The following is a 16,065-nucleotide window of genomic DNA, read 5'->3' as shown; positions in this document are numbered from 1 at the left end:
AAATTCGTCCGTCCGTTTCAGTCCCATAGTTCGTCTCCTTTGCTGCAATAAATGCTATCAAAGGAGCGGCAGCAAACCGCGACACGTCCATAATGCCTAAAGAACCCCCCGATCACGTAAGGCAGTTCAACGAGTATGCTGCGGGAAACAGTAATCAAATAGCCTCTCACAGCAGGAGACTCATCGAGTCAATCACCGGTAAGAAAGCAGTTGTGCGACAACCCAAAGATTGAGGTTAGGTGACCAAACCTAGAATAACGACAATGGCCAGCGTCACCTCAGAGCCAATCGCCATCTCAGCATAAGGATTTCTGCTATTGATCTTAGCGGTCTCATCGATGAGCCTCGTGGTCTCAGCGTTCATCTTGGCGATCATCTGATCGAACTGCGCTTGGTCCACCTCACCTACTCCCGCTTTGGTCGTACTCTTTGAGCCTATTGGACTTACGCGGGGTTGTCACCGAAGGCATTAACCCGAACTTCCGCAGGTAGTTTGGAGGATATAAGGCGCATCCTCTGGAGGATACAGAAAATTCAACACGTTGTTTTTATTGTATTTTACTAAGAAGTCTCGATTCCGGTACTCGCCTCCAACTACATCCTAATCGCTGACTTAACCCCGCAGTGCACGCGTGCGACGCTCGGTATTTCAAGACGTTCAAGGCCCGCGATTCTGTCGAATTGCGGGCCAGATATGGCGTGTTTTTCGGAACACCTGCCTACCCCTGCTCATTCACGGGGCGCGATTTTGTCTGGTATGTGCCTTACGTTCAGGCGCGCCCTTGTGGCACAACCTCGTATCCCGGCTCCTCCGGCTCATCATCCGTCATTTCGGCAGGGAAGCCCGGGGCGGTGATATCCAGGCCGGTTGCCTCTTCCAGCCGCTTGATAATATTTGGTGAAAGCTCGCGTTCGCCATAGCGTGCGATACCATCGTTAAAGATGTTGATCATCACCGGGTTTATTTCCAGCGGCACCCCGGCGCGGTCGGCGACCTCCTGAAACAGACCGATATCCTTCTTCACCAGATCCATGGTGAAGGAAATATCGCGCGACCCGTTCAAGATGACCTGACTTTCGGTTTCGTGCACGAAGGACGTGCCGGACGAGATTTTGATCGCCTCATAGGTCGTGTTCAGATCCATCCCCGCAGCCTTTGCCGTAACCAGTGCTTCGGCGCAGGTGATCAGGTTGGCGGTGGCAAGATAATTGGTCATCACTTTCAGCACCGAGGCCGAGCCCAGTTCGCCGGTGTGCAAAACCCGACGACCCATTGTCGTCAGGAACGGCAGAATTCGTTCAAACGTTTCCCGGTCACAGCCCGCAAAGATCGAGATATTGCCTGTCGCGGCACGGTGGCACCCGCCAGAAACCGGGCAATCGACGGCCGCACCGCCGCGCGATATGACTACGGCTCCCAGGCGTTTGACTTCGGCCTCGTCCGTGGTCGACATCTCCATCCAGATCTTGCCGGGGCCCACTTCGGGCAACATCTCCTGCATGACTGCGTCTGATGCTGCCGGAGACGGCAGACAGGTGATCACCGCATCGCAATCGCGCATCAACTGGGCGGGCCCCTCAGCCGCCTTTGCACCTTTGGCGACAAACTCGGCCACCAGATCCGCGTTCAGGTCATGCACAGTCAGATCAATGCCGTTGCGCAAAAGGGATCCCGAAAGCTTTCCGCCTACGTTACCCAGACCGATAAATCCCACTTTCATATGACGCATCTCCAAGTTCGTCGTTTTCCCGTCATGCGACCACATACCGAACACATTCTTCATGCCGCCGAACGACGCCTACAGGTCGCTTTTTTCTCCTTGGCTTATTTGTTGCGCGCGAACCGCTTGACAAGCGGGTCAGCGGTGCCGCATGTCCCTTTCGTTGGTGTCGGCGACAGCCGATGAAAAGGGAATGCGTCAACGGTTCATCCGCCAAGCGCAGCCGCCCCCGCGACCGTGACCGGAGAGGATGCCCAATGCCACTGGCCTGTGCCGGGAAGGCGGGACATCCGACAGAGCGACCGCTCTGGCATCCGTAAGCCGGGAGACCTGCCAACACCCGAAGTTGAAACCGGGCGGGGTGTTCCGGTGTCGGGTCCATGTGCAGACGTGGTGCCCGCATGAAACCCCGTCCCCCGCGAAGAGGATTTGGGGGGATGAGAGACATGACCGAGAACGCACCGGTAGAGCTACTGGTCTGCACGACTTGCCGCCGGGGTCTGCCCGTCGAGGATGACGCTGAGCGACCCGGCACATTGTTGCACAAGGCCCTGGAACAGGCTGCCTTGCCGGATGGCATCATTCTGAAACCGGTCGAATGCCTTTCGAACTGCGATCAGGGTTGTTCCATCGTGCTTCGGGGCGGGCCGGATCGCTGGACCTTTGTTTACGAGAATCTGAACGAAATCGATCACGTCGATGTCATCATCGATGGCGCGACTAAGTATCTGGCCACAGGCGATGGTCTGGTGAAATGGCGCGACCGCCCTGAACATTTCCGCAAAAACTGCGCCTCGCGCATTCCCCCGATTGGAGCCTGAGATCATGTCGAACCTTGAAAAACTCCCCGTCACTGTGATCACCGGCTTTCTGGGCTCGGGCAAAACCACGCTGGTGCGCCATCTGATGCAGAACCCGCAGGGCAAGCGCCTTGCGATTGTTGTTAACGAGTTTGGCGATGTGGGTGTTGATGGCGACATCCTGAAGTCCTGCGCGATTCCGGAATGCCCTGCGGAAAACATCATGGAACTGGCAAACGGCTGCATCTGCTGCACCGTGGCCGACGATTTCATCCCGACCATCGAGGCGCTGATGGCGCTGGAACCGCGCCCGGATCACATCCTGATCGAAACATCCGGCCTTGCACTGCCCAAACCGCTGCTGAAAGCATTTGATTGGCCTGATATCCGTTCGAAAATCACCGTTGATGGCGTGATTGCGCTGGCCGATGCCGAGGCTGTGGCCGCCGGTCGCTTTGCTCCGAACGTTGAAGCGGTGGATGCCCAACGGCTGGCTGATGACTCGATCGATCACGAAACACCCTTGTCCGAGGTGTTCGAAGATCAAATCTCGTGCGCGGATATCATCCTGCTGACCAAGCCCGATCTGGCAGGTCCCGAAGGTGTCGCGAAAGCCAAACAGATCATCGCCACCGAGGCGCCGCGCCCGCTTCCCGTCGTCGAGGTTGCAGAGGGTGTCGTCGACGTACGTGTCGTGCTTGGCCTTGAGGCTGCCGCCGAAGATGACATGGACGCGCGCCCGTCACATCACGATGGCCATCACGATCATGAGCATGACGATTTCGAGAGCATCATCGTCGAGTTGCCGGAACAGACCGACCCTGCGGAACTGGTAGCCAGAATCGAACGTCTTGCGACTGAGCTGAATATCCTGCGCGTCAAAGGCTATGCCGCCGTCGCTGGCAAACCGATGCGCCTGCTGGTTCAGGCTGTCGGCGCGCGGGTTCGTCACCAATACGACCGCCCGTGGGAGCCCGGTGAAGAGCGCCGCTCGCGCCTGGTCGTGATTGCCGAGCATGACGACATCAAAGAAGCCGAAATCCGTGATATCCTCGTGGGTGTGACCGAGGTTGCCGAGTAAGTCATGCACGTCGTCTTTCGCGAAAGCCACGGGCTCGAGGAAACCGAGACCCCAACCGATCTGGGCCAAAGCCCGGGTGATCTGGTTGTGCTGTCCTTTTCCGACAGTGACCTGGGCGCTTTCGCGGCGGGCTGGCATCGCGGCGGCGGGCCTGAGGGGCGGATGCCCACGATGCGGCTGGCCAATCTTGCGGCGCTGAAGCACCCTCTGTCCGTCGATACCTATGTCGAACAGACACTTGAGGGCGCAAAGGGCATCCTGATCCGTCTGATAGGTGGCGTGCCCTATTGGTCTTACGGGCTGCAACAGGTTCTGGCACTGGCGCAAGCCAAAGGCATCGCGTTAGCCGTTTTACCGGCGGATGGGCGTGAAGACACTCGGTTGGATGAGTATTCGACCCTGCCCCTCTCGACCCTGAGGCGGCTGGCACATCTGTGTGACACCGGCGGCGAAGTCGCCGCGCAGGCCGCATTGGCCCAGATGGCCTTGGCAGCAGGGCTTTATGCCGGGCCAGTGATGGGCGCGAAAACCCTGCCCGAATGCGGTGCGTGGTGTCCAGATCAGGGTGTCGTCCCGGTGGGTTCCGCATTCCAGAGCGATACGAAACGCATCCTTGTCACCTTTTATCGCGCGTATCTGACATCCGCAGACACCGCCCCGGTCGCGGCCCTGATCCGCAGCCTGCGCGCCCGCGGGCTTCAGGCGGTGGGTCTGTTTGCCCCGTCGCTCAAGACCCCAGCCGCTGCCGACTGGCTCAGGGAACAGGTCGTCGCCTTGCGACCGTCGGCGATCATCAACGCCACTTCATTCTCGGGCAAGGGCGCGTCCGGCACGTCGCCTCTGGACGCAGCGGATGTGCCGGTGTTTCAGGTCGCTCTCGCCACCTCGCGACGCAAGGCCTGGGCGGAGGCCGAACGCGGCCTGTCACCCGCCGACCTCGCCATGCATGTGGTATTGCCCGAAGTGGACGGGCGAATATCGGCAGGCGTTGTCTCTTTCAAAGAACCGGGCAAGCGCGATCCGCATTTGGAATACTCGCGTTTTGCGCATCGGGCCGAGTCGGACCGGATCGAGGCGATCATCGATCGGGTATCGGGCTGGCTTGCCCTGAATGACAAACCCAAGGCAGACCAGATCCCCGCGTTGGTACTGTCCACATATCCCGGCAAAGACTGGCAAATGGCCCATGCGGTTGGTCTCGACGCGCTGGCCTCGGCTGAGGCGATGCTGTCTGATCTTTGCGGTGAAGGCTACGACATCGCGGCTGGCGATCCGGTTGCCGACGCACTCTTGGACGCCCGGATATCGTGGCCGCTTGAGGATTATCTGAGCGCACTCGCTGAATTGCCCCAAACCCTGCGCACCGATCTGCACACCGTATGGGGCAATCCTGAGCAAGACCCAACTTTCACTCAGGGTGCGTTTCACTTCACGGCTTTGCGACGCGGCAAGGCGCTGGTCGCACTGCAACCAGAGCGCGGAACACCCGAACTGCGTGATGACGACTATCACGACCTTTCGCGTACCCCGCGCCATAGCTATGTCGCCTTCTATTTGTGGCTGCGCAAAGGTCTTGGCGCGGACGCGCTGATCCATATCGGTGCGCATGGCACACTGGAATGGCTGCCCGGCAAATCGGTCGCCCTATCAGCAGACTGCTGGCCCGAGGCGCTGATCCGTGACCTGCCGGTGATCTACCCGTTCATCGTCAACGACCCAGGTGAGGCCGCGCAGGCCAAGCGCCGGATCGGCGCGGTGACCCTGGGCCACATCCCGCCCCCCATGAAAGAAAGCGGAACGCCTGACCGGATGGTGCGACTGGAAGCCCTGCTGGACGAGTTCTCAAACGCGGACGGCCTTGACCCCAGACGCCGTGACCGGTTGCAGGAAGATATCCGGGATGAGGCGCAAGCCATTGGGCTGGAGCACGATCTGGGCCTGAACCAGGCCACCAGCACCGCCGAAGCAATCACCCGCATCGACCGCTTTGTCTGCGATATCAAGGAAAGTCAGTTTGGCGACGGGCTGCACGTCTATGGGCGTGTCCCGGATGTGACCGGCAGTTTCGACCCAGCCCCATCCGCCCATGCCGAACGCAAGGCCCTGATCAATGCGCTGGCCGGCAAGCGGATCGAGGCTGGCCCGTCCGGCTCGCCCTATCGGGGCCGCTCTGACGTGCTGCCGACCGGGCGAAACCTGTTTACCACCGATCCTCGGTCTGTGCCCACCCGCGCAGCCTACGCGCAAGGTGTGAAACTGGCCGAGGAACTGGTACGGCGACACTTGCAGGAGGAAGGCGATTACCCGAAAGGGCTGATTGTCGATCTGTGGGGATCGGCCACCATGCGCACGGCGGGCGAAGAATTCGCCATGGCCCTGCACCTGCTGGGTGTAAAGCCGGTTTGGGACAAGGGGTCCGAGCGGGTTTCGGGTATCGAAGTGCTGCCCATCACCGACCTGAGCCGCCCGCGCCTGGACGTCACCCTGCGGGTTTCAGGCTTGTTTCGCGATGTGTTCCCTACGTTGTCAGCCCTTTATGGTCAGGCGGTCCGGGCTTTGTCAGAGCGTGATGAAGCGACCGACTGGAACCCCTATGCCGGTCACGCCCCGGCTGCGCGGGTGTTTGGCCCGGCACCCGGCAGTTACGGCCTGAACATGACCCATCTGTCCGAGACCTATACGGACGAAGCGCGCACCCAAGCCGGGGAGGCATGGCTGGAGGCCAGCTCGTACGCGCTGGAAGGTGAGCACGTTGCGCAAGACAAAGAGGGAATCACGGATCGTGTCGCCAATGCCGACAGTTTTGTTCACCTCCAGGATCTGACGGAAACTGACCTGCTGCTGGCCAACGATTATGCCACGCATGAGGCCGGTTTTGCCGCCGCCAAGAAATTCGTCGGCGGATCCGCGCAGCTTTACCATCTGGACAACACCAACCCCGATAATCCGCGCGCCCGGACTCTGCCGGAAGAAATCAGCCGCGTCGTTCATGCCCGTGCTGCCAACCCTGGCTGGATCGCGGGGATGCAGCGCCATGGTTTTCGCGGCGCCGCCGAGATTGCTGCGACGCTGGATCACATGGCCTCTTTTGCGCATCTGTCCGGAACCGTCGCTCCGCATCTATTTGATCTCTACCACGAAGCCACATTGGGCAATGAGGCCGTTGATGCCTTTCTGCAAGAGGCCAACCCGAAGGCCCATCAGGCCATGCAAGACAGGTTCCGTGCATTGCTGGAAGCGGGGCTTTGGAACACACGCCGGAATTCGATCCGTGCCGACTTGGAGGGTTTGGGATGAGTGCACCTATCGTTCAAGGCTGGTGCCCTGGCGCACATCGCCCGATGATGTCAGGCGACGGGCTGGTCGTGCGGGTCCGTCCGCGTCTGGCGCGACTGAGTGCCAGGCAGGCTATTGGTTTGTGCGAACTGGCTGAACGGTTCGGCAACGGCACCATTGACCTGACCAATCGTGCCAACCTGCAACTGCGCGGCGTGGATGAGCGCGACCACCAGCCGTTGCTTGTGGAACTTGCAGCGCTGAACTTGCTTGATACGGAACCCGGCATCGAAGTACGCCGCAATATTCTGGTCACTCCGCTCTATCAGGCGGGCGATTTGACCGCGCGGCTGACACTGGAGTTGATTGATCGACTGGCCGAATTGCCTGCTCTGCCCGCTAAGTTTGGTTTTGCCATAGATACAGGCCCGAAGCGCCTGTTGGCCTCGGATTCTGCAGATATTCGTCTGGAGCTGGGTGCCGGCGGTCCGATCCTGCGCGCCGACGGCTGCAAAACCGGGCGGTCTGTGACCGAGGATAACGCCATTGACAACGTGATCGCATTGGCCCTGTGGTTTTCTGAGACTTACACGGCCGAGACACGTCGCATGGCGCGGGTCACCCACGCGTTGCCACAGGAATGGCAGGGATTTGCCCCCGGTCCTTTCGGTGAAAAACTGCAACCCGGCCCCTGTGAACTGGGTGCTCTCTACGGCGCGGCTTTCGGCTCGCTGCCTGCGCACAAGCTTTGTGAACTGATCGAAGCCAGCGGCGCTTCTGCCTTGCGTGTCACACCGTGGCGGCTGATCCTGCTGGAAGGCGGGGCGGCGATACCCTCCCCGGATTTCGTCATGGACGGAGCCGATCCGATGATGACAACCGACGCCTGCCCCGGCGCGCCGTTCTGCCCGCAAGCGCAGGTGGAAACCCGCGACATCGCCCGTGCATTGGCTCGGCGCATTCACGGTCGTCTGCATGTCTCGGGCTGCGCCAAGGGGTGCGCCCATATGGGCCCGGCCGAGATCACAGTGGTCGGCAACAACGGGCGATTTGATCTTGTCAAACAGGGCCGCGCGGGGGATGAGCCCAGCCAACGCGGGCTCGACCCGGAAACACTCATGACTATGGACTTCACCTGATGCCCTATACATACGAAACTGATGGCGCGGCGATCTACAAGGAAAGCTTTGCCACCATCCGGTCCGAGGCTGATCTGGCCCGCTTTGATACCGATGAAGAGCAGGTCGCCGTTCGGATGATCCACGCCGCCGGCATGGTCGGGCTGGAGGAGTTTGTACATTTCTCACCCGGATTTGTGCAGGCCGCACGCACGGCGCTGGAAAACGGCGCGGCGATCCTGTGTGACGCGCGCATGGTCAGCGAAGGTGTGACCCGCTTCCGTCTGCCTGCCGACAACCAGGTGATCTGCACCCTCCATGACGAACGCGTGCGCCCTCTGGCCACCAAGATGAGCAACACCCGTTCTGCCGCTGCGCTGGAATTCTGGCGTCCGCATCTGGAAGGTGCTCTGGTCGCCATTGGAAACGCGCCCACCGCGCTGTTTCACTTGCTGAACATGCTGGAAGACCCGGATTGCCCGCGCCCTGCTGCGATCATCGGCTGCCCGGTCGGATTTGTCGGAGCGATGGAATCCAAAGATGCGCTATGGCAGGCGCAACCGGTGCCGTCCTGCATTGTCAAAGGTCGTCTGGGCGGCAGCGCCATCACCGTGGCGGCCATCAACGCCATTGCAAGCCGGGCAGAATGAAGATGGGCACCATATACGGTGTGGGCCTTGGCCCCGGCGATCCGGATCTGATGAGCGTCCGGGCTGATCGCCTGCTGCGCAACGCCAAGCATGTGGCATTCTTTCGCAAACCGGGTCGCAGCGGTCAGGCCCGCAAAATCGTCAACGGGATGATCCCCGAAGGCGCGATTGAATTCCCGATGGAATACCCTGTGACCACCGAGATCCCGGTCACCGATCCGCGTTATAACGAGTTGCTGGCCGCATTCTATGAAGAGTGCACAGCGCACCTTAAGACGCTGTCGGAACAGGGCGAGGATGTGGTGGTCCTGTGTGAGGGCGATCCGTTTTTCTACGGCTCGTTCATGCATCTTTACAATCGGTTGCGTGACGAAGCTCCGGTCGAGGTTGTGCCAGCCATCACCGGCATGTCCGGTGCGTGGACGGCCACGGGCGATCCGATCACATGGGGCGATGATGTGCTGACCGTGCTGGTTGGCACTCTGCCCGAGGAGGTTTTGGCTGAACGTATGGCGCAGACAGATGCTTTGGTCGTGATGAAAATCGGGCGGAACATCGACAAGGTGAAACGCGCACTGAAAACCTCCGGGCTGTACGACCGCGCTTGGATTGTCGAATATGCGCAAATGCCGAACCAGACGGTGACAAAGCTGTCCGAAGCCTGCGAGAAGATCACCCCGTATTTCTCGATCATCGTTGTGCACGGTCAGGGGCGGCGACCATGAGCGGTTGGGTCAAGATCGCAGGCCTTGGTCCGGGGGATGAGGCTCTGGTCACCCCTGAAGTTACAGCGGCTTTGGCCGACGCCACCGATGTAGTGGGCTATATCCCTTATGTGGCCCGCGTGGCCGACCGCCCCGGCCTGACCCTGCACGCCAGTGACAACCGGGTTGAAATCGACCGCTCGCAACACGCGCTGCAAATGGCCTCCGAAGGCAGGCGGGTGGTTGTTGTGTCCTCGGGCGATCCCGGTGTGTTTGCTATGGCGGCAGCCGTGTTCGAAGCGTTGGAGAATGGCCCAACAGCATGGCGTGACCTTCAGATCGATGTACTGCCGGGGATCACGGCGATGCTGGCCGCATCCGCGCGCGCAGGCGCTCCGATGGGGCATGATTTCTGCGCCATCAACCTTAGTGATAACCTAAAGCCATGGGCGCTGATCGAAAAGCGCCTGCGCTTAGCTGCGCAAGGCGATTTTTCGATGGCCTTCTATAATCCCCGCTCGAAATCTCGCCCGGAAGGCTTTGTAAAGACACTGGAAATCCTGCGCGAAGAATGTGAACCCGAGCGAGTGATCCTGTTTGCACGCGCCGTGTCACGAGCGGATGAGGTGATCCGGATTTCCACACTGGCCGAGGCCACGCCCGAGATGGCGGATATGCAGACCGTGGTCATTGTCGGCTCGTCGCGCACCCGGGTCATCGAACGCCACGGCACACCGATCGTCTATACGCCACGCTTCACCCCGGTCGAGGATCAGGGATGAGACAGCCAGTCCAGAACCTGTGCGACAGTCGAAAGCTCGGTCCGCTTAGGCAGAACAGGGCGGTCGATCATAAGCACTGGCAGGCCCAGCGCCCGCGCTGCGTCCAGCTTGGCACGCGCACCCGAGCCGCCCGCGTTCTTGGACACCACAAGTTGCGCCCTGTGTTGCTGCATCAGCGCACGGTCATCAGCTTCTGTAAAAGGACCCCGGGCCACGACCACCTCTGCGTTGGGCAAGGGCAAAGTGTCGGGCTCATCCACAAGGCGCAGCAGGTAGTAATGCTGGGGCTGAGCAGCAAAGTCTTCAAGGTGCATACGTCCGACAGCCAAAAACACACGCTGCGGATCACCTGCAAGCGCATCGACGGCGGCAGTGATATCGGGCACGCGGTGCCAGACGTCGCCGGGTTGCGGCTTCCACGCCGCGCGGGTCAAGGCAGCCAGTGGAACCCGCGTTGTGTGACACGCCTCAATCGCGTTCCGGCTCATCTGCGCGGCAAATGGATGGGTCGCATCCACGACATGGGTGATCGCGTTTTCGCGGATGTAGTAGGCCAGACCTTCCGGGCCGCCAAACCCGCCAACTCGCACCGGCAACGGCTGCGAGCGCGGGGTTTCCACCCGTCCCGCATAAGAATACACAGCCGCAATCCCTTGTTCCGCAACAGCTTTGGCCAAAGCGTTGGCCTCGGTCGTGCCGCCAAGAATCAGGAGTTTGGGCATGTCTGAATCTCCGTGGCTGACCGTTCTGGGATTGGGCGAAGATGGGTTTGATGGCCTGTCGCCTGCAAGCCGTCAAGTGCTGGACCGGGCCGAAGTGATCATGGGGCCGCCGCGCCACCTGTCGCTGCTGCCGGAAAACGAGGCTGAGCGGTTCGAATGGCCGGTGCCGTTCTCGGAGGGATTGCCGACCCTGAAAGGCCTGCGCGGACGGCAGACGGTGGTTCTGGCGTCAGGTGATCCGTTCTGGTTTGGCGCGGGGTCCGTCATCGCGCGTAACTTCGATGCCAACGAGTGGACCGCCCTGCCCGGCCAGTCCACATTTTCGCTGGCCGCTGCGCGGCTGGGCTGGCCTTTGGAAAGCACGCTGACCTTTGGCCTGCACGCTGCGCCTTTGACCCGATTGCGACCGCATCTGGCCCCGGGACTTCATGCCATTGCGCTATTGCGTGACGGAAAGGCGGTTGCTGAACTGGCGACATATCTAAGCGAAACCGGATTTGCCGACAGCGCGTTGCATGTGATGCAGGCCCTCGGCGGCCCGCGTGAAAACGTCCAGACAGTGAGCCTGACCGAAGCTCTGCTGGGAACCTTCGATCATCCTGTCTGCGTCGGGTTGGAAGTGACCGGCACTGGGCGGGCTGTGTCCAAGGCCTCGGGCAAGCCGGATGATCTTTTTGAAACCGACGGCCAGATCACCAAACGCCCGATCCGGGCGCTGACCCTGTCCGCATTGGCGCCACAGAGGGGTGAGCATCTGTGGGACATTGGCGGTGGCACCGGCTCGATCAGTATTGAATGGCTGATGTGCGACCCGACCCTGACCGCCACCAGTATCGAACCCCGCGCTGACAGGGCCGAACGCATTCGTCGCAATGCCGACGCGCTGGGGCAGGATCGGTTACAGGTTGTCCACGGTACCGCGCCCGGAGCGCTGCCCGGTTTGCCCCTGCCGGACGTGGTTTTCATCGGCGGTGGGCTCAGCCCCAGTCTGCTGGCGTGGCTTCGCGACGCCCTGCCCGCTGGCACCCGGTTGGTCGCCAATGCGGTAACGTTGGAAAGCGAAGCGCTGTTGGCGCGATGGCACCAAGACCTGGGCGGAGACCTGTTGCGGATCGAACTGGCACATTCTGCACCGCTCGGACCGCGGCGCGGCTGGAAATCTGCCTATCCGGTCGTGCAGTGGAGCGTGACCTTATGATCGTGGCAGGCTTGGGCTTTTCATCAGACGCGACGGCCGACAGTTTGCGCGCCGCCTATGACGCGGCAGCGGCCAGCCATGATGTCCAAGCGCTAGCGACGGTTGCCGACAAAAGCGGCCACTCTGCGCTGGCGGCCTTTGCGGAAAGCCTTGCCCTTCCGCTGCATTTCGTGGCGGCTGCCGATTTGGCCGGACAACGCACCCTGTCATGCTCGAACCGCAGCCGTGCCGCTTATGGCACCGGCAGCGTAGCCGAAGCATCCGCCCTTGCCGCCGCCGGGTCCGGCGCGCGGCTGCTTTCACCCAGACACATTTCGGACGACCGGCTGGCCACCTGCGCCATCGCCATCGGAGGACAAACATGACCGTTCATTTCATCGGCGCCGGACCGGGCGCTGCAGACCTGTTGACATTGCGTGGGCGCGACATCATCGCCTCGTGCCCCGTGTGCCTTTATGCCGGATCACTGGTGCCCGAGGAAATTCTGAGCCACTGCCCCAAAGACGCAAAAATCATCAACACTGCGCCCATGAATCTGGACCAGATCATGGCTGAGATCGAAGTCGCGCATAAAGCGGGTCAGGATGTGGCGCGGCTGCATTCGGGCGATTTGTCAGTCTGGTCGGCGATGGGCGAACAGATCCGCCGCCTGAAAGACTTGGGCATTCCGGTCAGTGTGACCCCTGGCGTACCATCCTTTGCCGCCGCGGCAGCGGCCCTGGGCACCGAACTGACCCTGCCGGGACTGGCGCAATCGGTGGTTCTGACCCGGACGCCGGGGCGCGCGTCATCCATGCCCGAAGGTGAAACGCTGGTGAATTTTGCCCGTACCGGCGCGACTTTGGCTATTCATCTGTCAATCGGCAATCTGGACAAGGTTATCGCAGACCTGACCCCGGCTTATGGCGCCGATTGCCCGGTGGCCGTTGTGTATCGCGCAAGCTGGCCGGATGAAAAGATCATCCGCGCAACGCTGGAAACCCTGAAAGGGTCGCTGGACGAAAGCATCTCGCGCACCGCTTTGATCATGGTAGGCCCCGCGCTGGCCGGTGAGGGTTTTGACGAAAGCTGTCTTTATTCCAGAGATTACGACCGCCGCTATCGCCCACAAAGTGCAGATAGCCCTTGGTCAAGCTGGAGCCATGGTGATGACTAACCCTCCGGGTATTTTGATTTCAGCTCCCTCTTCGGGTACCGGCAAGACGACGGTCATGCTGGGCCTTTTGCGCGCGCTGGCCGAAGATGGCCTGACCGTGCAACCCTTTAAAAGCGGGCCGGATTATATCGATCCCGCCTTTCACCGGGCGGCTGCCGGGCGGGCTTCGTTCAATCTGGACAGCTGGGCGATGGCAGATCCCCTGCTCGGCGCAATTTCTGCTCAGGCCGAAGGCGCTGACATTGTGGTGGCCGAGGGCTCGATGGGTTTGTTCGACGGTGTCGCAAAGCCTGGCGAAGTCGGGCACGGTTCGAGCGCCGAGACCGCCCTGCGCATGGGCTGGCCCGTTGTACTTGTGTTGGATGTGGGCGGGCAGGCACAATCAGCGGCGGCAACGGCGCTGGGGTTCAGGATGTACAATCCTGACCTGCCCTTTGCCGGAGTGATCCTGAACCGATGCGCCAGCCCCCGCCATGAACGCCTGACCCGTCTGGGGATGGAGCGCGCGGGCCTGCCTGTTCTGGGCGTCCTGCCCCGGCGTGGTGACTTGACCCTGCCCGAGCGGCACTTGGGACTTATTCAGGCGGTTGAACACCCCGATCTGGAAAGCGCCATTGTAGGCTATGCTGCGTTCTTGAGAGAACATGTGGACCTCGACGCAATCAAGCGGGCAGCTTCCTCAGGCCCCGGCGGGCCATCGTCAGCCGCGCTGCCGCGCCCCCCCGCCCAGCGAATCGCGCTGGCCCGTGATGCAGCCTTTTCCTTTACCTACCCCCACCTTTTGCAGGGGTGGCACGATGCGGGTGCCGAGATCTTGCCTTTTTCCCCCTTGGCGAACGAACCTCCGGCGGCGGATGCCGATCTGGTCTGGCTGCCTGGCGGGTATCCCGAATTGCATGCCGGAGCATTGGCGGCGGCCACCACCTTTCTGAGTGGACTGCGTAAACATGCGGAAACAAAACCGGTGCACGGAGAATGCGGCGGCTACATGGCGCTTGGTCAGGCGCTGATCGACAAGGACGGCGTGCAACATGAAATGGCCGGCTTGCTGGGGCTCGTCACATCCTACCAGAAGCGCAAGTTCAATCTTGGCTACAGAAAAGCCGAGTTGTTGGCCCCCATGCCCGGCTTTGCCAAAGGCGCAGCCTTGCGCGGGCACGAGTTCCACTATTCCTCGATCGTGGATCAACCGGACGCCCCATTGGCACGCGTGTTTGACGCCGAAGGGGAAGAAGGTCCGCAAACCGGATCACTGCGTGGCAATGTCACTGGCACGTTCTTTCACCTGATTGCGGAGGCGTCGGCATGAGCGGCTTTGTTTCTTTCATCGGCTCTGGCCCCGGTGATCCGGAACTGCTGACACTCAAGGCGGTGGACCGGATGCAAAAGGCCGATGCGATCCTGTTCGACGATCTCAGCAGCGGCCCGATCCTGAGCCATGCGCGCGACGATGCGGATCTGGTTGGCGTCGGAAAGCGGGCTGGTCGTCCGTCCCCCAAGCAGGACCATGTCAGCCGATTGCTGGTGGATTACGCGCAATCCGGTCAGCATGTGGTGCGCCTGAAATCCGGCGACGGCGGTATGTTCGGACGGCTCGAGGAAGAGCTTGTCGCCCTGCGCGCAGCCGGTATCGCCTATGAGATCATTCCCGGTGTCCCCTCGGCAGTGGCAGCGGCAGCGGCCGCAGGCATTCCATTGACGCGTCGGCTTACGGCCCGGCGGGTTCAGTTCGTGACCGGTCATGACGTCAGTGGTGAGTTGCCCGACGACCTGAACCTGAGGGCGCTGGCCGATCCGCAGGCCACGACCGTCGTTTTCATGGGCAAGCGCACCTTTCCCCTGCTGGTCGAAGCCCTGCACACGCAAGGATTGCCGTTGGATACTCCGGCGCTTATGGCCGAATCCGTCTCGACCCCCGACCAAAAGCTGCAACGCGCCACGATTGGCGCGCTGGCAGAGCAGCTGAAAACCGAGATTGGCAAAGCACCGGCGCTGATCCTTTATGGTCCGCTGGCGGAGTTCGACGATGAATGATCTGAGCTTGATCGGTATCGGTACCGGCAATCCGGATCATGTAACGTTTCAGGGCGCGCAGGCGATCCGGGCGGCGGATTTGATCCTGATTCCACGCAAGGGGGAAAACAAGGCTGATCTGGCCGGGCTGCGTGAAGCGATCATCGAGCGTGTCGCCGAAACGCCGCCGCAGATTGCCTATTTCGATATTCCCCAGCGCCGGGCCGACGATGGCTACCTGCGCGGTGTCGATGAATGGCACGACGCCATCGCCCTGCGCTGGCAAGCGGCCATAGCCGCTCATCCAGAGGCGCAGCATGTCGCGCTGCTGATTTGGGGGGATCCGTCCCTCTATGACAGCTCACTGCGCATCGCTGCCCGGTTGAACCCGCAACCCAATACCAAGGTTATCCCCGGCATCACCGCCTTGCAGGCGCTGACCGCCGCCCATGCGATTCCGATCAATGATCTGGGCGCGCCCTACGTTGTCACAACCGGTCGTCGTATCCGGGATGAAGGCTGGCCTGATGCGGCCTCGAACGTCGCTGTGATGCTGGACGGCGAATGCTCGTTCCAAACCCTTGATTTGGCAAGTTATGACATTTGGTGGGGCGCCTATGTGGGTATGAAAGAAGAGGTTCTGATCAGTGGCCCGCTGGATGAGGTTGCGCAGAATATCCTTGAGACCCGGGCGAAAGCCCGCGCCGAACATGGCTGGATCATGGATATCTACCTATTGAAGGCTCGACGGAAGTAACGCACGGGCACATGAACACGGGTTTGTGATGTCGCGGGTCGGTCAGGTCTGGCACACAGGTTGCACCTCAATACAGGATACGTGACA

At 61.1% G+C, this 16,065-nt stretch carries 16 protein-coding genes and 1 riboswitch; of the genes, 13 read left to right on the top strand and 3 right to left on the bottom strand.

Going from position 1 to position 16,065, the window contains the following annotated elements; translation table 11 throughout:
* Nucleotides 1-235: 235 nt before the first annotated feature.
* Complete coding sequence (locus ACR0EK_RS17115; protein WP_480915076.1) at nt 236-400, bottom strand: hypothetical protein; 165 nt, start codon at nt 398-400, stop codon at nt 236-238.
* A 370-nt stretch (nt 401-770) separates the two neighbouring features.
* Complete coding sequence (locus ACR0EK_RS17110) at nt 771-1,766, bottom strand: NAD(P)-dependent oxidoreductase (protein WP_480967970.1); 996 nt, start codon at nt 1,764-1,766, stop codon at nt 771-773.
* A 102-nt stretch (nt 1,767-1,868) separates the two neighbouring features.
* Nucleotides 1,869-2,073: riboswitch (cobalamin riboswitch) on the top strand.
* 94 nt (nt 2,074-2,167) lie between these two features.
* On the opposite strand from ACR0EK_RS17110, the gene ACR0EK_RS17105 reads away from it, so the two are divergent.
* Genes ACR0EK_RS17105 through cobJ form a run of 7 tightly spaced genes read left to right on the top strand, consistent with a single transcriptional unit; the run spans nt 2,168 to nt 10,132 of the window.
* Nucleotides 2,168-2,542 carry a DUF1636 family protein gene (locus ACR0EK_RS17105; protein WP_480967969.1) on the top strand — a complete coding sequence of 125 codons (375 nt, stop codon included), beginning with the start codon at nt 2,168-2,170 and terminating at the stop codon, nt 2,540-2,542.
* Between the two features lie 4 nt (nt 2,543-2,546).
* On the top strand, nt 2,547-3,602 hold the full coding sequence (cobW, locus tag ACR0EK_RS17100) for a cobalamin biosynthesis protein CobW (RefSeq protein ID WP_480967968.1): 1,056 nt from the start codon (nt 2,547-2,549) through the stop codon (nt 3,600-3,602).
* 3 nt (nt 3,603-3,605) lie between these two features.
* Nucleotides 3,606-6,899, top strand: coding sequence for a cobaltochelatase subunit CobN (cobN, locus tag ACR0EK_RS17095; protein WP_480898084.1), 3,294 nt, complete (start codon nt 3,606-3,608; stop codon nt 6,897-6,899).
* A complete protein-coding gene (locus ACR0EK_RS17090; protein ID WP_480898082.1) occupies nt 6,896-8,017 on the top strand; it encodes a cobalamin biosynthesis protein CobG in 1,122 nt (373 codons plus the stop codon). The genes cobN and ACR0EK_RS17090 overlap by 4 nt, the downstream gene beginning before the upstream one ends.
* Nucleotides 8,017-8,646 (top strand): precorrin-8X methylmutase, encoded by a 630-nt coding sequence (locus ACR0EK_RS17085; RefSeq protein WP_480484225.1) that lies wholly within the window; start codon nt 8,017-8,019, stop codon nt 8,644-8,646. The genes ACR0EK_RS17090 and ACR0EK_RS17085 overlap by 1 nt, the downstream gene beginning before the upstream one ends.
* Entirely contained in the window at nt 8,643-9,371 is a 729-nt protein-coding gene (locus ACR0EK_RS17080) for a precorrin-2 C(20)-methyltransferase (protein ID WP_209503323.1), read from the top strand. The genes ACR0EK_RS17085 and ACR0EK_RS17080 overlap by 4 nt, the downstream gene beginning before the upstream one ends.
* Nucleotides 9,368-10,132 (top strand): precorrin-3B C(17)-methyltransferase, encoded by a 765-nt coding sequence (gene cobJ / locus ACR0EK_RS17075; RefSeq protein ID WP_480915072.1) that lies wholly within the window; start codon nt 9,368-9,370, stop codon nt 10,130-10,132. Before ACR0EK_RS17080 ends, cobJ begins: the two co-directional genes overlap by 4 nt.
* Here the strand turns inward: cobJ and ACR0EK_RS17070 are convergent.
* Entirely contained in the window at nt 10,123-10,854 is a 732-nt protein-coding gene (locus ACR0EK_RS17070; RefSeq protein ID WP_480967967.1) for a cobalt-precorrin-6A reductase, read from the bottom strand. The two genes, cobJ and ACR0EK_RS17070, sit on opposite strands and share 10 nt — an antisense overlap.
* Between ACR0EK_RS17070 and cbiE the strand changes: the two genes are divergently transcribed.
* The 6 genes from cbiE to cobF are packed head-to-tail and all read left to right on the top strand — an operon-like array spanning nt 10,853 to nt 15,978.
* Nucleotides 10,853-12,052 carry a precorrin-6y C5,15-methyltransferase (decarboxylating) subunit CbiE gene (gene cbiE / locus ACR0EK_RS17065; protein ID WP_480967966.1) on the top strand — a complete coding sequence of 400 codons (1,200 nt, stop codon included), beginning with the start codon at nt 10,853-10,855 and terminating at the stop codon, nt 12,050-12,052. The genes ACR0EK_RS17070 and cbiE overlap by 2 nt on opposite strands.
* Entirely contained in the window at nt 12,049-12,417 is a 369-nt protein-coding gene (locus tag ACR0EK_RS17060; RefSeq protein ID WP_480915066.1) for a cobalamin biosynthesis protein, read from the top strand. Before cbiE ends, ACR0EK_RS17060 begins: the two co-directional genes overlap by 4 nt.
* A complete protein-coding gene (gene cobM, locus ACR0EK_RS17055; protein ID WP_480915064.1) occupies nt 12,414-13,208 on the top strand; it encodes a precorrin-4 C(11)-methyltransferase in 795 nt (264 codons plus the stop codon). The genes ACR0EK_RS17060 and cobM overlap by 4 nt, the downstream gene beginning before the upstream one ends.
* Nucleotides 13,195-14,517 carry a cobyrinic acid a,c-diamide synthase CobB gene (locus ACR0EK_RS17050; RefSeq protein ID WP_480898489.1) on the top strand — a complete coding sequence of 441 codons (1,323 nt, stop codon included), beginning with the start codon at nt 13,195-13,197 and terminating at the stop codon, nt 14,515-14,517. Before cobM ends, ACR0EK_RS17050 begins: the two co-directional genes overlap by 14 nt.
* Nucleotides 14,514-15,242, top strand: a complete 729-nt coding sequence (gene cobA / locus ACR0EK_RS17045; protein ID WP_480898067.1) for a uroporphyrinogen-III C-methyltransferase — start codon at nt 14,514-14,516, stop codon at nt 15,240-15,242. The genes ACR0EK_RS17050 and cobA overlap by 4 nt, the downstream gene beginning before the upstream one ends.
* Nucleotides 15,235-15,978, top strand: a complete 744-nt coding sequence (gene cobF / locus ACR0EK_RS17040; RefSeq protein ID WP_480898065.1) for a precorrin-6A synthase (deacetylating) — start codon at nt 15,235-15,237, stop codon at nt 15,976-15,978. Before cobA ends, cobF begins: the two co-directional genes overlap by 8 nt.
* The last annotated feature ends 87 nt before the right edge of the window (nt 15,979-16,065 follow it).

It is taken from the genome of Ruegeria sp. AE4 (assembly GCF_056542185.1).
This window is presented reverse-complemented; position numbering and strand designations above follow the sequence as displayed.

Bases quoted from the DNA above. Each gene is read 5' to 3' on its own strand.
- ACR0EK_RS17085 (WP_480484225.1), top strand. From the start codon at position 8,017: ATGCCCTATACATACGAAACTGATGGCGCGGCGATCTACAAGGAAAGC.
- ACR0EK_RS17070 (WP_480967967.1), bottom strand. From the start codon at position 10,854: ATGCCCAAACTCCTGATTCTTGGCGGCACGACCGAGGCCAACGCTTTG.
- cobW (WP_480967968.1), top strand. From the start codon at position 2,547: ATGTCGAACCTTGAAAAACTCCCCGTCACTGTGATCACCGGCTTTCTG.
- cbiE (WP_480967966.1), top strand. From the start codon at position 10,853: ATGTCTGAATCTCCGTGGCTGACCGTTCTGGGATTGGGCGAAGATGGG.
- cobF (WP_480898065.1), top strand. From the start codon at position 15,235: ATGAATGATCTGAGCTTGATCGGTATCGGTACCGGCAATCCGGATCAT.
- ACR0EK_RS17110 (WP_480967970.1), bottom strand. From the start codon at position 1,766: ATGTGGTCGCATGACGGGAAAACGACGAACTTGGAGATGCGTCATATG.
- ACR0EK_RS17105 (WP_480967969.1), top strand. From the start codon at position 2,168: ATGACCGAGAACGCACCGGTAGAGCTACTGGTCTGCACGACTTGCCGC.
- ACR0EK_RS17090 (WP_480898082.1), top strand. From the start codon at position 6,896: ATGAGTGCACCTATCGTTCAAGGCTGGTGCCCTGGCGCACATCGCCCG.
- cobA (WP_480898067.1), top strand. From the start codon at position 14,514: ATGAGCGGCTTTGTTTCTTTCATCGGCTCTGGCCCCGGTGATCCGGAA.
- ACR0EK_RS17050 (WP_480898489.1), top strand. From the start codon at position 13,195: ATGGTGATGACTAACCCTCCGGGTATTTTGATTTCAGCTCCCTCTTCG.
- cobM (WP_480915064.1), top strand. From the start codon at position 12,414: ATGACCGTTCATTTCATCGGCGCCGGACCGGGCGCTGCAGACCTGTTG.
- ACR0EK_RS17080 (WP_209503323.1), top strand. From the start codon at position 8,643: ATGAAGATGGGCACCATATACGGTGTGGGCCTTGGCCCCGGCGATCCG.
- cobN (WP_480898084.1), top strand. From the start codon at position 3,606: ATGCACGTCGTCTTTCGCGAAAGCCACGGGCTCGAGGAAACCGAGACC.
- cobJ (WP_480915072.1), top strand. From the start codon at position 9,368: ATGAGCGGTTGGGTCAAGATCGCAGGCCTTGGTCCGGGGGATGAGGCT.
- ACR0EK_RS17060 (WP_480915066.1), top strand. From the start codon at position 12,049: ATGATCGTGGCAGGCTTGGGCTTTTCATCAGACGCGACGGCCGACAGT.